This window comes from Microbacterium sp. NPDC056569, from assembly GCF_042793475.1.
In the GTDB taxonomy this organism is placed as follows: domain Bacteria; phylum Actinomycetota; class Actinomycetes; order Actinomycetales; family Microbacteriaceae; genus Microbacterium.
Genome location: NZ_JBHTUV010000005.1, coordinates 150,807 through 166,576, shown reverse-complemented (window position 1 = coordinate 166,576; position 15,770 = coordinate 150,807). Strand labels below are relative to the sequence as shown.

At 71.2% G+C, this 15,770-nt stretch carries 14 protein-coding genes; 4 read left to right on the top strand and 10 right to left on the bottom strand.

What is annotated here, in order from left to right; genetic code table 11:
- Positions 1 to 91: 91 nt before the first annotated feature.
- The 3 genes from ACFQ7C_RS08200 to pabB form a co-directional block, all read right to left on the bottom strand.
- Positions 92 to 718, bottom strand: a complete 627-nt coding sequence (locus ACFQ7C_RS08200; RefSeq protein ID WP_378899009.1) for a helix-hairpin-helix domain-containing protein — start codon at positions 716 to 718, stop codon at positions 92 to 94.
- Positions 719 to 808: 90 nt separating this feature from the next.
- On the bottom strand, positions 809 to 3,409 hold the full coding sequence (leuS, locus tag ACFQ7C_RS08195) for a leucine--tRNA ligase (RefSeq protein ID WP_378899008.1): 2,601 nt from the start codon (positions 3,407 to 3,409) through the stop codon (positions 809 to 811).
- Positions 3,410 to 3,470: 61 nt separating this feature from the next.
- Complete coding sequence (gene pabB / locus ACFQ7C_RS08190) at positions 3,471 to 4,790, bottom strand: aminodeoxychorismate synthase component I (protein ID WP_378899007.1); 1,320 nt, start codon at positions 4,788 to 4,790, stop codon at positions 3,471 to 3,473.
- Positions 4,791 to 4,830: 40 nt separating this feature from the next.
- On the opposite strand from pabB, the gene ACFQ7C_RS08185 reads away from it, so the two are divergent.
- From ACFQ7C_RS08185 to ACFQ7C_RS08170, 4 genes are read left to right on the top strand one after another with little or no spacing between them, the layout of a single operon-like run.
- Positions 4,831 to 5,508, top strand: coding sequence for a DedA family protein (locus ACFQ7C_RS08185; RefSeq protein ID WP_378899006.1), 678 nt, complete (start codon positions 4,831 to 4,833; stop codon positions 5,506 to 5,508).
- 4 nt (positions 5,509 to 5,512) lie between these two features.
- Positions 5,513 to 6,568, top strand: a complete 1,056-nt coding sequence (locus ACFQ7C_RS08180) for an App1 family protein (RefSeq protein ID WP_378899005.1) — start codon at positions 5,513 to 5,515, stop codon at positions 6,566 to 6,568.
- 47 nt (positions 6,569 to 6,615) lie between these two features.
- Positions 6,616 to 7,329, top strand: coding sequence for an SOS response-associated peptidase (locus tag ACFQ7C_RS08175; RefSeq protein ID WP_378899004.1), 714 nt, complete (start codon positions 6,616 to 6,618; stop codon positions 7,327 to 7,329).
- Between the two features lie 45 nt (positions 7,330 to 7,374).
- A complete protein-coding gene (locus tag ACFQ7C_RS08170; protein WP_378899003.1) occupies positions 7,375 to 8,247 on the top strand; it encodes a 3-methyladenine DNA glycosylase in 873 nt (290 codons plus the stop codon).
- A 1-nt stretch (position 8,248) separates the two neighbouring features.
- Here ACFQ7C_RS08170 and ACFQ7C_RS08165 read toward each other — a convergent pair whose 3' ends face one another.
- The 7 genes from ACFQ7C_RS08165 to ACFQ7C_RS08135 are packed head-to-tail and all read right to left on the bottom strand — an operon-like array spanning position 8,249 to position 15,719.
- The gene (locus tag ACFQ7C_RS08165; RefSeq protein WP_378899002.1) at positions 8,249 to 9,460 is read right to left on the bottom strand and encodes a glycoside hydrolase family 3 N-terminal domain-containing protein; all 1,212 of its coding nucleotides are present in this window, start codon (positions 9,458 to 9,460) and stop codon (positions 8,249 to 8,251) included.
- Positions 9,461 to 9,487: 27 nt separating this feature from the next.
- On the bottom strand, positions 9,488 to 11,167 hold the full coding sequence (locus tag ACFQ7C_RS08160; protein WP_378899001.1) for an acyl-CoA dehydrogenase family protein: 1,680 nt from the start codon (positions 11,165 to 11,167) through the stop codon (positions 9,488 to 9,490).
- On the bottom strand, positions 11,164 to 12,261 hold the full coding sequence (locus tag ACFQ7C_RS08155) for a putative zinc-binding metallopeptidase (protein WP_378899000.1): 1,098 nt from the start codon (positions 12,259 to 12,261) through the stop codon (positions 11,164 to 11,166). Before ACFQ7C_RS08155 ends, ACFQ7C_RS08160 begins: the two co-directional genes overlap by 4 nt.
- A 41-nt stretch (positions 12,262 to 12,302) precedes the next feature.
- Positions 12,303 to 13,442, bottom strand: a complete 1,140-nt coding sequence (locus ACFQ7C_RS08150; RefSeq protein WP_378898999.1) for a PQQ-dependent sugar dehydrogenase — start codon at positions 13,440 to 13,442, stop codon at positions 12,303 to 12,305.
- Complete coding sequence (locus tag ACFQ7C_RS08145) at positions 13,439 to 13,915, bottom strand: VOC family protein (protein WP_378898998.1); 477 nt, start codon at positions 13,913 to 13,915, stop codon at positions 13,439 to 13,441. Before ACFQ7C_RS08145 ends, ACFQ7C_RS08150 begins: the two co-directional genes overlap by 4 nt.
- A gap of 45 nt (positions 13,916 to 13,960) precedes the next feature.
- Entirely contained in the window at positions 13,961 to 15,028 is a 1,068-nt protein-coding gene (locus tag ACFQ7C_RS08140; RefSeq protein ID WP_378898997.1) for a sensor histidine kinase, read from the bottom strand.
- 10 nt (positions 15,029 to 15,038) lie between these two features.
- A complete protein-coding gene (locus ACFQ7C_RS08135) occupies positions 15,039 to 15,719 on the bottom strand; it encodes a response regulator transcription factor (protein WP_378898996.1) in 681 nt (226 codons plus the stop codon).
- Positions 15,720 to 15,770 lie beyond the last annotated feature (51 nt).

Genomic DNA, 15,770 nt, shown 5'->3' with positions numbered 1-15,770 from the left:
CGACGCCGAGGGAGCCAGGACGCATGCCGTCGCGACCGCCCAGCACGCGCCCGCGACCGGCACCAGCCGCAGCCCGAGCCGACGCCTCACCTCACACCGTCACGAGGTCGCGGAGTGACGCGAGCATCTTGTCGCCGATGCCGGGGACGGCGAGGAGGTCCTCGATGCTCGTGAACCCGCCGTTGTCGTCGCGCCAGGCGATGATGCGCTCGGCGAGGGCGGGGCCGATGCGCGGGAGCGTCTCGAGGAGCGTCGCGTCCGCCGTGTTGAGGTCGACGAGCCCGCTCGAGGTGCCCGCTGCCGCGGCGCCGGGATCAGCGGGAGGCGGTGCCTCCCCTTCGCGCGGGATCGGCAGCTGCTCGCCGTCGCCGAGGGTGCGTGCGAGGTTCACCGCATCGCGATCGGCGTCGTCGGCGAAGCCACCGGCTGCCGCGACCGCGTCCACGACGCGCGAGCCCGTGGGGAGCACGTAGAGGCCGGGGGTGCGTACGGCGCCCGACACGTGCACGTACAGCTCAGCGGCGTTCGTCGCCTCCGCGACGGGCGTCTCGTCGACGACGACATGCTCGACCGGCGCCGTCGCGCCGCGGACGATGCCGATGCCGACGGTGATCGCCAGTGCCGCGAGGACGAGGACCACGACGGCGCCGAGTCCGAGGCGACGGCGCGCGGAGGCGGCACCCGCCGACGCGCTCTCGGAGCTGTCGCCGGCTGTCACGGACTCACGCTAGGTCGCCCGCGACCGCGCGAGAGCAGCGGATCCCGGGGATGTGCAGACCCCGGGACCCGGCCTTCCTGGGGAGGAAGGTCAGTGCGTGCTGAAGCTCACGACCTTCGGCGGGCGGACGACGACGCGCGTGATCTCGCGTCCGGCGAGCGAGCGGACCACCTTCTCGTCCGCCCGGGCGAGGCGCTCGAGCTCGGCGGCGTCGATGCGCGCGGGCACCTGCAGGGTGCCGCGCACCTTGCCGTCGATCTGGACGACCGCGGTGACGCTCTCCTCGACGAGCAGGGTCGGGTCGGCGTTGCGCCAGGGCACCAGGCCGACGAACCCGTCGTACCCGAGGATCTCCCACATCTCCTCCGCCAGGTGCGGAGCGAACAGGTCGAGGATCATCGCGGTGGCCTCGGCGGCCTCGCGCACGGCGGGGTCGGCGGGGCCGGCGCCCGTGTCGATGACCTTGCGCGTCGCGTTGACCAGCTCCATGAGGCGGGCCACGACGACGTTGAACTTCGTCTGCTCGACCAGCCCCGGCGCGTCCGCGAGGAGGCGGTGGGTCACACGGCGCAGCGACGCGTCGCCCTCGGCCCACACCACGTCGGGGTCGCTCGTGACATCCGTCGCGACGCGCCAGGCGCGCGCGAGGAACTTCTGGGCGCCCGTGGTCGACACGTCCTCCCAGTTGATGTCGTCCTCGACCGGGCCGGCGAACGCGATCGCGGTGCGCACCGCGTCGGCTCCGGGATCGATCATGCTCGACGCGAATTCGACGAGGTTGCCCTTCGACTTCGACATCTTCGAGCCGTCCAGGAGCACCATGCCCTGGTTGATGAGGCTCGAGAACGGCTCGGTGAAGTCGATGAGCCCCATGTCGAAGAGGACCTTGGTGATGAAGCGCGCGTACAGCAGGTGCAGGATCGCGTGCTCGACGCCGCCGATGTAGGAGTCCACCGGAGCCCAGCGGTCGGCCTCACGGGACGGGAACGCCTCGTTCGGGTCGTTCGGCGCCAGGAACCGCAGGAAGTACCACGAGCTGTCGACGAACGTGTCCATCGTGTCGGGGTCGCGAAGCGCCGGCTCGCCCGTCTCGGGGTCGGTCGTCCGCATCCAGTCGGTCGCGCCGCCCAGCGGCGACGTGCCCTTGGGTGCGAGGTCCAGTCCGTGCGCGTCAGGGAGACGCAGCGGCAGCTGGTCCGCGGGAACCGGCACGATGCGCCCGTCTTCGGTGTGGATCATCGGGATCGGCGTGCCCCAGAACCGCTGACGCGAGATGAGCCAGTCGCGCAGGCGGTACGACTTCGCGGCGCGCCCGGTGCCGGCGGCCTCGAGCTGCTCGATGATGCGCGCGATGGCGTTGCGCTTGGACAGGCCGTCGAGCGCGCCCGAGTTGATCACCCGGCCGTCGCCGGTCAGCGCGACGCCGGTGGTCGCGGGGTCGAGGTCCGCCAGGGTCTCGAGCGGGCCCGGATCGATCGGCACGCCCTCCTCGTCGAGCTCGATGACGGGGATCGCCCCGGTGATCGGGGCCGTCGTGTCGACGACGACCTTGACCGGCAGATCGAACGCGCGCGCGAAGTCGAGGTCGCGCTGGTCGTGCGCGGGCACGGCCATGACCGCGCCGTGGCCGTAGTCGGCCAGCACGTAGTCGGCCGCCCAGACCGGCAGGCGGTCGCCGTTGACGGGGTTCACCGCGAAGCGGTCCAGGAACACGCCGGTCTTGGGGCGGTCGGTGCTCTGGCGCTCGATCTCGGTCTCGCGCTGCACGCTCTCGAGATAGTCCTGGAAGCGCATGCGCACCTCGGCCGACGACCCGGCGGCGAGCTCGGCGGCCAGGTCGCTGTCGGGTGCGACGACCATGAAGGTCGCGCCGTGCAGCGTGTCGGGGCGGGTCGAGAAGACGGTCACCTTGTCGGCGCGGCCCTCGATCTCGAAGTCGATGTCGGCGCCCACCGAGCGGCCGATCCAGTTCCGCTGCATGCGGATGACCTTCTGCGGCCAGAAGCCCTCGAGCTGGTTGAGGTCGTCGAGCAGACGGTCGGCGTAATCCGTGATCTTGAAGTACCACTGCGTGAGCTTCTTCTTGATCACCTCGGCGCCGCAGCGTTCGCAGTGCCCGTCCACGACCTGCTCGTTGGCGAGCACCGTCTGGTCGTTGGGGCACCAGTTGACCGGGCTCTCCTTGCGGTACGCCAGGTCGCGCTCGTAGAGGCGCTGGAACAGCCACTGGTTCCAGTGGTAGTACTCGGGGTCGCTCGTGTGGAGGATGCGGCTCCAGTCGTACGACGAGCCGTACTCGTGGAAGCTCTTCTTGTGCTGCTCGATGTTCGCGTAGGTCCACTCGCGCGGATCGGCACCGCGCTGGATCGCCGCGTTCTCAGCCGGAAGGCCGAACGAGTCCCATCCGATGGGGTTCAGCACGTTGTAGCCGCGGTGACGCCAGAATCGGGCGACGATGTCGACGTAGGCGTAGCTCTCGGCGTGGCCCATGTGGAGGTCGCCGGAGGGGTACGGGAACATGCCCAGCACGTACTTGCGCGGGCGCGTGTCGTCGGAGCCGCCGGCGCGGAAGGGATCGGCCTCGGCCCAGCGCGCCTGCCACTTCTGCTGGATCGAATACGCGTCGTAGCCCTCGGAGGGCGCAGAGATGTCGGGGGTTTCGGTCTGACTCACGTGGAAAGTGCCAATCATGGAAGCCGGAAAGCGCGCGCAGCGCGCGAAGCGCGCCTTCCAGGTTAGCGGAACGGCGCCTTCACCAGCCCGGCGGCAGTGCCGCCCCCAGCGCGGCGAGGGGCCCGCGGGCCTTGATACCTACCTCTGCGACCTCGGCGGCAGCATCCGATCGCCACGTGATTCCGCCGCCCGCGCCCACGTAGGCGCTGTCCCGCCGGACGACGATCGAGCGGATCACCATCGCGAGGTCGAGCGTGCCGTCGTCGCCGACCCAGCCGAAGCACCCTGAGAACACCCCGCGGGGCGCGGCCTCGAGCGTGTGCAGGATGGTCATCGCCGACAGCTTCGGCGCCCCTGTCATCGACCCCGCGGGAAACGTCGCGTCGACCAGTGCGCCGACCGTCGTCGCCGGCTCGAGCCGACCCGACACGGTGCTCACGAGCTGATGCACCGCGGGGTAGGACTCGACTTCGAGCAGTGCGTCGACCCCCACGGTGCCGGGCACGCACACCCGCGAGAGGTCGTTGCGCATGAGATCGACGATCATGACGTTCTCGGCGCGCTCCTTCTCGCTCGCCCGCAGCTCGTCGGCCAGCGCCGCATCGGCCACCGCGTCCGCGCCCCGGGGGCGGGTGCCCTTGATCGGCCGCGTGCGCACCGTCGCCGCACCATCGGCGGAGCGCTCGACGCGGAGGAACTGCTCCGGGCTCGCGCTCAGGAGCGCATGCTCGCCCGACCGCACGAATCCGCCGTGGTGCGCGGGCGTCGCCCGGCGCAGGCGCGCATAGACCTCGACAGGATCGACGGATGCCTCGACCTCGAAGCGCGTCGTGAGGCACAGCTGATACGCGTCGCCTTCCCGGATGGCGTCGCGGCAGCGTTCGATGAGCGCGGCGTACTCGTCGGGGGCGTGCCGCGCCCGCGCGGCGCCACGTGCGTCGACGGGCGCGCTCCTGACCGGCGAGGACGTCGCCGCGGCGGCCGCCGCGGCCAGCGCGGCGGCTGCCTCCGGTGTCGAGGCGTATGCGCGGACGCGCCGGCGCGCATGGTCGAAGGCGATCAGGCGGGCGACACGGAGCCACACTTCCGGCGGGACGCCGTCGTCGGCGTGCGACGCGGGGGCGCCGGCGCGCGCCGCTGCGTCGTCGTAGCCCGCCCAGCCGACCCAGCCGCCGCGGAACGGGCCGCCTTCCGAACCGGAGGCACCCGGCGCGCAGGCCGTCGCCCTCACCCTTGCGGCGTAGTCCGGTACCCCAACCCCCATCCAGCTCCAGCCGTCGCCCGCGTCGGGCCCGGCATCCAGCCAGAACACGTGGGGCTCGTCGGCGAAGAGCGCCGCGAAGACCGATGACGGGTCCACCCAGTGCGCGACAGCCGCGGCGGCGAGGGGCTCCGTCATGTTCCCAGGTTAGAGGGGCGCGGACCTCTAGGCTCGGGGCGTGAACGAGTTCCTGACGTGGCTGCTCGATGCCGTGCAGAGCGTCGACCCGATCGTCAGGACGCTTCTCGCCGGCTTCGCGATCATGCTCGAGACCAGCGTCCTGATCGGGCTCGTCGTTCCTGGCGACACAGTGGTGATCGTCGCCGGCACCGCGGTCTCGTCCGTCCTGGAGGGCGTGATCCTCGGAATCGCCGTGGTGATCGGCGCTCTCGTCGGCGAGAGCATCGGCTTCTGGCTCGGTCGATTCCTCGGCCCCCGCATCCAGCACTCGAAGCTCGGCCGGCGCATCGGCGAGGAGAACTGGGAGCGCTCGGAGCGGTATCTGCGGCGGCGCGGCGGACCCGCGATCTTCATCTCCCGGTTCCTGCCGGTGCTTCACTCGCTCGTGCCTCTCACGGTCGGGATGAGCGGCTACCCGTATCGCCGGTTCCTCGCGTGGACGATCCCGGCGTGCGTGATCTGGTCCACGCTCTACATCTCTGTCGCGGCCCTCGCGGCCGGCACGTACCGCGAGCTCGCGGACCAGCTGCACTACGCGGGCTACATCTTCGTAAGTGTCATCGTGCTGTTCCTGGTGCTCGTGTTCGTGAGCAAGAAGGTGATCGAGCGGGCCGAGCGGAAGCACCTCGAGCACGATGGCCCGGACGAGTCGCCCGTGGCGGACATGAAAGACTGAAGGGGTGCCCCACACCGATCCCCAGAACGTGCGCGCCAAAGTCCTGTGGCTCGCGCGCCTGGAGTACCGGTTCCACGCCTGGCGGGAACGGCGTGCCCGGCGCCGCGGCCAGACTCCCACGGTCACCCCTTTCCCGGGCTACGGCGGACCCGACTGGGTGCGTGTCCTCGGCCGCGTGATGATCGTTCCGCCGGTGAAGCCGACCACGTCCGGCGAGTACGCCGGGGTCCGTGGGTGGCGCAGCTTCGCGGCGGTCCCGATCGGGTACGCACAGGTCACCGTGACGATCGCCGGCGTCGACCACGAGGTCGTCGCCGACCGCGGCGGCGTGATCGACACCCGGCTCCCCGCGGACCTCGAGCCCGGCTGGCAGACCTTCACGATGTCGGTGGAGGGCGGCACGCCGGTCGAGACGCGAGCCTTCATCGTCGCCCCCGAGGTGGGCTTCGGCATCGTCTCTGACATCGACGACACGGTCATGGTGACGGCGATCCCCCGTCCGCTGCTCGCGGCGTGGAACTCGTTCGTGGTCAACGAGCACGCGCGTCAGCCCGTCCCGGGCATGGCGGTGCTCATGGAGCGCGTCGTGCGCGAGAACCCCGGCGCCCCGCTCATCTTCCTCTCGACCGGGGCGTGGAACATCGCGCCGACGCTGATCCGGTTCCTCAGCCGCCACGTGTTCCCTCCCGGAGCGCTGCTGCTCACCGACTGGGGCCCGACCCACGATCGGTGGTTCCGCAGCGGCAGGGCGCACAAGCTCTCCAACCTGCGGCGTCTCGCCGAGGAGTTCCCCCACGTGCGCTGGCTCCTGATCGGCGACGACGGCCAGCACGACGACGCGATCTACACGACCTTCACCGACGAGCACCCGTCGCAGGTGGTGGCGGTCGCCATCCGGCGCCTCTCCCCCGCCGAGGCGGTGCTCGCGGGTGGGCGCACCGCCGTGAACGACCATGCGGCGGCCGAGGTGCCGTGGGTGAGCGACAGCGACGGTGCGGGCCTGCTCGAGCGGCTCGAGGACGTCGGTGTGCTCGGGGCCGCCGGAGCACTCGAAGCCTGACCGATCCCAGGGCCACCGACGTCGGTGGCCGCGCGTAGGCTGGCGGCATGTGCGGACGCTTCGTGGTTGCCAGTGCCGGCTCCGACCTCGTCGGGGTGCTGCGTGTCGACGTCGAGGGCGACGATCTTCCCGAGCCGTCCTACAACGTCGCGCCCACCAGCAGCGCCGCGATCGTCCTCGATTCGGCCAAGACGGAGCCGCCCACGCGCCGACTCGAGGCGGCGCGGTGGGGCCTCATCCCGTCATGGGCCAAAGACACGAAGATCGGCGCCCGCGCGTTCAACGCCCGCGCCGAGGAGCTCGAAGACAAGCCGATGTTCCGCAGCGCGCTCGAGAAGCGTCGCGCCGTGGTGCCGGTCTCGGGCTACTACGAGTGGAAGAACGTCGACGGCGCCAAGATCCCGCACTACATCCACCCGGCCGACGGCGAGCCGCTGTTCCTCGCCGGGCTCTACGAGTGGTGGCGCGACAAGACCAAGGGCGACGACGACCCCGAACGCTGGCTGCTGAGCTTCACCATCCTCACGCGCGACTCGATCGGGCACCTCGGCTCGATCCACGACCGCATGCCGCTCTTCCTCGACCCCGACCACGCCGACGCCTGGCTCGATCCGACGACCGACAACGTGCGCGACGTGCTCGACGCCGCGATCGATGCGGCTCCGGCACTCGCCGACACTCTCGACGACCATGAGGTCTCCAAGGCAGTGGGCAACGTCCGCAACAACTCGCCCGAGCTCATCGAGCCCGTCGAGTCCTGATCCGCGCCCCGCGGGCGCGATCCCGGCCCCGCGTATCCTCGAACGGTGACCATCGCGCCCCCTGAATCCCCGGTGCTGCCCGCCGGCGTCTGGCGCGAGCGCGAGGCCGCGCACGAGGCGCGCGCCCGTGCCCTGACGGAGGCGCACCGTGACCGCGCCGCACGCCGGGAGACGCACCCGGTCGAGGATTTCCTCTTCACCTACTACTCGTACAAGCCGGCGGTGCTGCACCGATGGCATCCCGGCGAGGGTGTGGAACTGGCGGATGCTGCGGCCGACGCGCGCGCCGCATGGCGCTGGTACCGCACGGGCACGTCGCCACGGGCTCTCGCCGTCGACGGTGAGGGCTTCCGCGCCGACCGCGGCGCGCTGGTCGCGAACGTGGGGCGGATCCTCCGGGCGACCGCAGACCGCGCCCCCGGGTTCGGCTGCTTCGGTCTCCACGAGTGGGCGATGGTGTACCGGCAGCGCGAGCACCGGCATCCCGTCCCGCTGCGGCTGGGTCAGGAGGCGACGGATGCCGTGGTCGAGTCCCACGACCTTCGCTGCACGCACTTCGACGCGTTCCGCTTCTTCACTCCCGACGCCGTCCCGCGCAATCGGGTGATGCCCACGCGAGAGAGCCAGTCCGAGCTGGAGCAGGCCGGGTGCCTGCACGCCGGTATGGATCTCTACAAGTGGGCGGTCAAGCTCGGCCCGCTGGTGCCCGGCGAACTGATGCTCGACGCGTTCGAGCTTGCCCGCGACATCCGCGTGCTGGACATGCGCGCATCGCCGTACGACCTCGCGGACTGGGGATACGACGCCGTGCCGATCGAGACCGCGGAGGGCAAGGCGGAGTACGTCCGGTCGCAGCGCGGTTTCGCCGAACGCGGGCACGTCATCCGCGCCGCGCTCGTCGAGATCGCCGGCTGCTGACTCAGTCGGTCGCGCCGTCGCAGGTGGTGCAGGGCAGCTCCCCGTCGCCGGCCTCGGCGACGGCGAGCCGCAGCTCCATCACGCGTGCCGCCGCTTCGTCGAGGCGCTCGCCCGGCACCGCGCCCGACTCCACCGCAGCCACGATGCCGTCGACGATCTGCGTCGCGGTGTCGCCTGTCGAGAAGACGACCGTCAGCACCATGTCGTTTCCGGCAGCGAGGGCGTTCACGGCGTTGGCGACCGGGTCGGCGTATTCGGGCAGGCCTGAACCCTCGAGCATGCCCAGATCGTCGGTGATCGTCACACCGTCGAAGCCCAGGTCGTCCCGCGCGATGCGGTGCCACTCCGATGAGAGGCTCGCGGGCGCAGGGTCGACGGCGGTGTAGGCCAGGTGTCCGAACATGAGGAGCTCGGCGCCCGCGTCGACTCCCGCCTGGAACGGGAGGGCGTCGGTGGTGCGCCACTGATCGAGCGGCATCGGCGTCGACGGGATCGATGAATGGGAGTCCCCCGGCGCCGCACCGTGACCCGGGAAGTGCTTGAGCGTCGAGAAGACGCTCCCCTTCTCGCCGCCGACGGCCGCGGCCACGTGGGCCGCCGCCGTGTCGGGCGTCGTACCGAGGATCCGGCGATGGATGAAGGAGTCCGGGTCGGCGGTGACGTCCGCGACGATCCCGAAGTTCACGGGGATCCCGGCCTGTCGGACGAGGGCCGAGCGGCCTGCGAAGGCCGCCTCCACCGTGGCGGGATCGGCCTGCTGCAGCTCCAGGGGGGACGGCAGGTCGTCCCACGGCAGCCGCGACACATCTCCGCCCTCCTGATCGATGGCGATCAGAGGGGGGTGCGCGGGGTCTACCGTGAGTGCCGCGGTGAGCTCCTCGAGCGACGCCTGGTCGTCGGGGATGTTCGCGCCCATGAGGAGGAATCCCCCGGCATCGGTGGATTCCATGTACGAGCGCAGGGCCGCGGCATCCGTGGTCGGAATATGGCCCATCACGATGCTGGCCGCGCGCTCCCGCACCGACATCGCGGAGACGGCCTGCTCAGCCGGCGTGGCTGCGCCGGCGTCGGGTGTCGGGGTTACCGTCGCGGACCGCGACGGGGACGGGGTGGACGTTGGCGTCGCGGCGGGGCTCGCCGTGCACGACGTGCACACGATCACGGCTGCACCGACGATCGCTGCGAGCAGGGCGGGACGTCGTGCGGCAGTCACCACGACAGCCTAAGCTCGTCGGGCGGTTCAGTGGCGGGCGACGATGGCGGCGGCATCCGTTCCCGGCGACAGCACGCCGTACTGCGCGCCACGGTCCTCACCCAGTCGTGCGGCGATGAACGTGTCGGCGTCGAGGCCAGGTGCGTGGCGGAGCATCAGCGACGCCTGGAACGCGAGCGCGAGATCCTCGCTGAGCCGGCGGGCCTGCGACGGCGCGTCCTCCGGATCGGCCGTGAGGCGCTGCAGCAGGGCGAGTGTGCGCTCGACGTGCCGGTCGAGCACCGCGGAGGCTCCGGCGGTGCTCGCGAGCTCGTCCGCGAACGCCTCCCCCGACTCGCGGTCGCGGGTGAGCGCCCGGAGCACGTCGAGGGCGATGACATTGCCCGATCCCTCCCAGATGGCCATGACGGGCTGCTCCCGGTAGCGCTGCGCGAGCGGGAACGCTTCGGTGTACCCGTTGCCGCCCAGGCACTCGAGCGCTTCGTAGGCGTGGTGGGGTCCGCGTTTGCAGACCCAGTACTTCGACACCGGAGTCGCGAGGCGGCGCAGGGCGATGTCGCGATCGGATGCCTCGGCCTCGAAGAGCTGCGCCAGGCGAAGGCCCGTGAGCATCGCGGCCTCGTACTCGAGGGCCAGATCCGCGAGCACGCCGGTCATGGCGGGCTGGTCGACGAGGAGTGCGCCGAACGCCTCTCGCCCGCGCGCGTGCCAGACCGCCTCGGCGACCGCCTGGCGCATGCCCGCGGCCGTGCCGAGGACGCAGTCGAGCCGCGTGCGCTGCACCATCTCGATGATCGTCCGCACACCCCGGCCGGGCTCGCCGACGAGCAGTCCGATCGTGCCGTCGAACTCGACCTCCGCCGACGCGTTGGAGCGGTTGCCGAGCTTGTCTTTGAGTCGCTGGATGCGGAAGGCGTTGCGCATGCCGTGCGGCGAGAGGATGCGCGGCACGAACAGGCACGTGAGGCCCTCGTCGACGCCGCGGTTGCGGGTGCGGGCCAGGACGAGGAAGCCGTCCGACATGGGTGCCGAGCAGAACCATTTGTGACCGGTGAGCTGGTACGAGCGCCCGCCCATGGACTCGCCGACCGTGGTGCCGGCGCGCACATCGGACCCGCCCTGCTTCTCGGTCATCGCCATGCCGATGAGCGCGCTGCCCTTGCCGCCGTCCACGATGAGGTGCGGGTCGTAGTCGCGCGAGTACATGCGCGGGAGCCACTCGTCGGCGATCCACGGGGAGCCCTCCATCGAGGCGACCGCGGCGTGGGTCATCGACACCGGGCACGCGTGCCCGGGCTCCACCTGCGCGAACAGCATGAACATCGCCGCGCGCGCGACGTGGGCACCCGGCCGCGGGTCGGACCACGCCGAGGTGTGCGCACCGCGGGCGACGGCCTCGGCGATGACGCGGTGGTACGAAGGGTCGTACTCGACCTCGTCGAGCCGGTAGCCCCAGCGGTCATGGGGGTGGGCGACCGGGGTGTGGACGTTGGCGAGGTGCGCGTCCCGCTGGAACGAACCGGAGCCGACCAGCGCACCGGCCTCGCGGAGGCCGGCCTCCGCCCACCCCGCCCCGAACGCCTGCACGGCGGCGCCGAGCGGCGCGTTGAGGGCGTACTCGTCGATCTCGACGCGCCACGAGGGCTGGTTCTCGACGTAGTGCGTCGCCGCACCGATCACCCGCTGCCCGCGCGCGAACGAGGTCATGACGGCTCCGACTCCCCCGCCCCGGCCCCCGCCATGGCGAGCGTGTACTGCTCGCCCGGGCTGAGCGGCGCCCGCGTCACGATGTCGTGCACGAACGCGAGCTTGTGCCGCACGGGCGTCACGATCGTGAACGGGTACAGATCGCCGAAGCCCATAGAGCGGTTGATGCGGTTGAACGCCTGCGACAGCCACTCCCAGTCCGTGAGGAGACGCTGGATCGGCTCGTTCTCGTACGACTCGAGGGGCACGACATCCGTGTCGCGGAGATTCGTCACGGACGCGTCGAGATGGATGCCGATGACCGCGGCGGTCTGGAGGGTGCCGGTGATGTGGAGGTAGTGGGCGAACGTCTCGGCGAAGTCCTCCCACGGGTGCATCGTCGCGTACTCCGAGATGTACGCCACGTGCCAGTCGGACGGGGCGCCGAACGTGTAGTGGCGCTTCAGCGCGTCGCGATAGCTCGTCCGCTCGTCGCCGAAGAGCTCGCGGCACCGCGCCCAGAGCTCATCGTCGGTGAGCAGGACGTTCTGGTAGTAGTGGCCGACCTCGTGGCGCAGATGGCCGAGGATCGTGCGGTACGGCTCGCCGAGCCGCACGCGCAGCGCCTCCCGCCGGTCGTCGAGGCTCTCGGCGAGATCGATCGTGATGATGCCGTTCGCGTGGCCGATGGTGACCGGCTTGCCGTCCGAGAGGCTCGAGATCAAGTCGAATCCCAGGCCGCCCTTCTCGACGTCCCAGCCGACGATCGGCAGGCCGAGGTCGGCGAGCTGCAGGAGCAGCCGGCGCTTCGCCTCCTCCGTCTTCGCCAGCTTCTCGAGGGCGACGGTGTCGTTCGCCGCGGGCCGGCGGCGCGTGAGGCGGCACGAGAAGCAGCGGCCCGCCGGCGCGTTCTCCCACACCAGCCAGTTGCACGCCCACTCGCGGTTGGAGCACGTGTACCAGGTCTCGCCGTCGATGACCGCCTGTCCGTGACGGAGCCCGAAGAACTCCCGAGTGGGGATGTGGTATCCGATCTCGGCTTCGCAGTTCGGACACTGCAGGGTGTCCAGGTAGACGAAGTGGCGACAATGCGGACAGCGGGGCTGCGAGGTCACGGTCTCACCGTAGCGTGCCGCGACGCGCGCCCACGCACGTGTCACGGCTCCTCGACGAGCACAGCCCGCAGCAGCAGATCGTCACCCGGCCGAGGCGCACCCCGCCCGTCGGTGTTGCTGGTCAGCAGCCACAGTGAGCCGTCAGGCAGCGCGACGACGTCTCGCAGCCGCCCGTACTCTCCCGTGAAAGCGGCGACCGGTTCGCCGCGCACCTTGCCGTCGTCCGTGTCGATCTGCCAGAGCCGCTCACCGCGGAGCCCCGCCATGAACACCGTGCCGCCGTAGGCGGCGAGTCCGCTCGGGCTCGCGTCGCTCGTCGCCCACTGCGCCACGGGGTCTGTGAATTCGTCCCGCCCGGCGATCCCCTCGACGTCCGGCCAGCCGTAGTTCGCACCTGGCTCGATGCGATTGAGCTCGTCCCAGGTGTTCTGTCCGAACTCGCTCGCCCACATCGTGCCGTCCGTCGTCCATGCGATGCCCTGCACGTTCCGGTGCCCCATCGACCACACGGGCGTGTCCCACGGGTTGCCGGGCGCGGGGTCGCCGTCGGCGGTCACGCGAAGGATCTTGCCGCCGAGGTCGTCGCGGTCCTGCGCGGCGTCGCGCTGCTGCGCGTCCCCCGTCGTGACGTACAGGTAGCCGTCGGGCCCGAACGCGAGGCGCCCGCCGTCGTGGGTGCTGGCGCGCGCGATGCCGTCGAGGATCACCTCCGGCTCGCCGAGCGCGAAGGAGCCCGCTGCGCCGAGGAGCGGCATCCGTGCCACGCGGTTGTCGTCCGCCGCACCGAAGTACGCGTAGAGCATGGGGCCGTCCTCGACGTGGTGCAGGGCGAGGCCGTGGAGGCCCGACTCACCGCCCGACACCACGCCCGGGATCGTGCCGACGGTGCGGACGTCCCCCGCCGTGGTGAGCTCGAGCACGGTGCCGTCGCCGCGCTGGGAGATGAGGGCTCCCCCGCCGTCGAGCGGCACGACCGACCACGGTGCGACGAGCTCCGAGGCGAGCGTGCCGGTGACCGCGCCGGCTCGCCACCAGGTCTCGTCCGCCGCGGCGGCGCTCGCACCGACCGTGGGCGCCTGCACAGAGGGCACCGGCTGCGGCGCGGGGGCGCTGCACCCGGATGCTGCGGCCAGCACCAGCACGAGGCATCCGGCTGCCGCCCACCGGGCGTCGCGTCTCATCCGTCGGCCACGGCCGCCTCGAGGACCGCGAGGTCGATGCGCCGCATCCGGAGCATCGCCTGCACGGCGCGGTGTGCGACGTCGGGGTCGGGGTGCCGGATCAGCTCCACGAGCCGGTCCGGGATGATCTGCCACGACAGGCCCCAGCGATCCTTGAGCCAGCCGCAGGGCTGCGCTTGGCCGCCGTCCGCCGTCAGGGCGTCCCAGTAGCGATCGACCTCGGCCTGGTCGCGGCAGGCGACATACAGCGACACGGCCTCGGTGAAGGGGAACTGCGGGCCGGCGTCCATCCCGAAGTAGTCGCGGCCGCCGAGCCGGAAGTGCACGTGCATGACCTTCCCGCCCATGCCCGGCACCTCGTCGGGGTAGCGGTCGATCGCAACGACCTCGGAGTCTGGGATCAGCCCGGTGTAGAACGTGACGGCCTCCTCGGCGGCATCGTCGAACCAGAGGAACGGGGTCACTGCGCTCATGCGTTCCACCCTTGTCGACACGTCGCAGCCGCGCAATGGTCGGGATCACGGATGCTGCGCCACGAGCCGCACCGTGACCCGCAGGCCACCGTGCGGCTGGGCGACGAGGGCCAGCGTCCCGCCGTGAGCCTCCGTGATGCTCCGGACGATCGCGAGACCCAGCCCCACGCCGGCGTGGTCGCCGGTGCGGACACGCTCGCTGCCGCGCTGGAACGGCTCGGTCAACGTCGCCGCGCGCTCCGGGGTGAGCTGCACGCCGGTGTTCTCGACGACGAGCTCCACCGCGTCGCCGCCGGCGGACGTGGTCACGTCGACGGTGCCGTTCGCGGGGAGGTTGTGGACGACGGCGTTGTGCAGCAGGTTCGACACCAGCTGGAGCAGCAGCGCGTACGAGCCGGTGGTGCGAGCCACGACGCCGCTCGTGCGGACGGTCACGCCGCGAGCCTCGGCGAGAGGCAGCAGCGTCTCGGCTGCCTCTTCGGCGACGAGGGACAGGTCGACGGGTTCACGGACGAACGACCCCTGCTCCGCGCGGCTGAGCACCAGCAGCGCGTCGGTGAGCTCGATCGCGCGGGTGTTGACCGTACGGAGGCGCTCGATGAGCTCGTCGATGTCGCGGTCAGGGGTGTTGCGGGCGACGTCGAGCAGCGTCTGCGTGATCGCCAGCGGCGTCCGCAGCTCGTGCGAGGCGTTCGCGGCGAACCGCCGCTGCTCGGCGACGTGCGCCTCGAGGCGCGCGAGCATCGCGTCGAAGCTGTCGGCGAGCTCGCGGAACTCGTCCTGGCGGCCTGGAAGCGCGATCCGGTGCGACAGCGATCCGCTCGCGGCCAGGCGGGTGGCCTCCGTGATCCGTGCCAGGGGAGCCAGCATCCTCCCGGCGAGGATCCACCCGCCGAGCAGTCCGAACACGAAGAGGAAGAGCAGCGCCCAGGTCGCCGCGGGTGTGAACGCACGGACGAGGTCGCCACGGTTCGGGACGAAGGGTCCAGGCCCGGTCATCTGCCCGTCGGGCACGTACCGGAGGAGGAACAACCACACCACGGCCAGCAGAAGTGCGCCGGCCACCAGGAGGAACCCGGCGTAGCTGAGGGTGAGCTTGAGCCGGACGCTCATGCCAGGCGCCCTAGTCATGATCGAGCCTGTCGTCGGTGTCGATCCGGTAGCCGACGCCCGCGACGGTGGCGATCACCCACGGCTCGCCCAGCCGCTTTCGCAGCGCCGAGACCGTGATGCGCACCGCGTTGGTGAAGGGATCGGCGTTCTCGTCCCACGCCCGCTCCAGCAGCTCCTCCGCGCTCACGACCCCGCCCTCGGCGCCCATCAGCACCTCGAGGACGGCGAACTGCTTGCGCGTGAGCGCGACGTAGCGGTCGTCGCGGTACACCTCACGGCGGAAGGGATCGAGTCGCAGCCCCGCCAACTGCCGCACGGGCGGCCGGCTGTGGGCACGGCGACGATCCAGCGCCCGCAGCCGCAGCACGAGCTCCTGCAGATCGAACGGCTTCGTCAGGTAGTCGTCGGCGCCCAGCTCGAATCCGGTCGCCTTGTCGTCGATGCGGTCCGCCGCGGTCAGCATCAGGATCGGGATGCCGCTGCCCGAGCGCACGATATGCGCGGCGACCTCATCGCCTGAGGGCCCGGGGATGTCGCGATCCAGCACGGCGATGTCGTAGGCGTTGATGCCCAGCAGCTCCAGGGCGGCGTCGCCGTCGCCCGCGATGTCGGCGGCGATCGCCTCGAGTCGCAGTCCGTCACGGATCGCCTCCGCCATGAGGGGCTCGTCTTCGACCACCAGCACGCGCATGACCTCGATGCTACGAGCCGGCCCGTATCGTCCGCGTATCCGAAAGCCGAT

Excerpts from the sequence above, each read along its gene's own strand:
- leuS (WP_378899008.1), bottom strand. The coding sequence starts at position 3,409 with ATGATTGGCACTTTCCACGTGAGTCAGACCGAAACCCCCGACATCTCT.
- pabB (WP_378899007.1), bottom strand. The coding sequence starts at position 4,790 with ATGACGGAGCCCCTCGCCGCCGCGGCTGTCGCGCACTGGGTGGACCCG.
- ACFQ7C_RS08175 (WP_378899004.1), top strand. The coding sequence starts at position 6,616 with ATGTGCGGACGCTTCGTGGTTGCCAGTGCCGGCTCCGACCTCGTCGGG.
- ACFQ7C_RS08160 (WP_378899001.1), bottom strand. The coding sequence starts at position 11,167 with ATGACCTCGTTCGCGCGCGGGCAGCGGGTGATCGGTGCGGCGACGCAC.
- ACFQ7C_RS08150 (WP_378898999.1), bottom strand. The coding sequence starts at position 13,442 with ATGAGACGCGACGCCCGGTGGGCGGCAGCCGGATGCCTCGTGCTGGTG.
- ACFQ7C_RS08145 (WP_378898998.1), bottom strand. The coding sequence starts at position 13,915 with ATGAGCGCAGTGACCCCGTTCCTCTGGTTCGACGATGCCGCCGAGGAG.
- ACFQ7C_RS08140 (WP_378898997.1), bottom strand. The coding sequence starts at position 15,028 with ATGAGCGTCCGGCTCAAGCTCACCCTCAGCTACGCCGGGTTCCTCCTG.
- ACFQ7C_RS08135 (WP_378898996.1), bottom strand. The coding sequence starts at position 15,719 with ATGCGCGTGCTGGTGGTCGAAGACGAGCCCCTCATGGCGGAGGCGATC.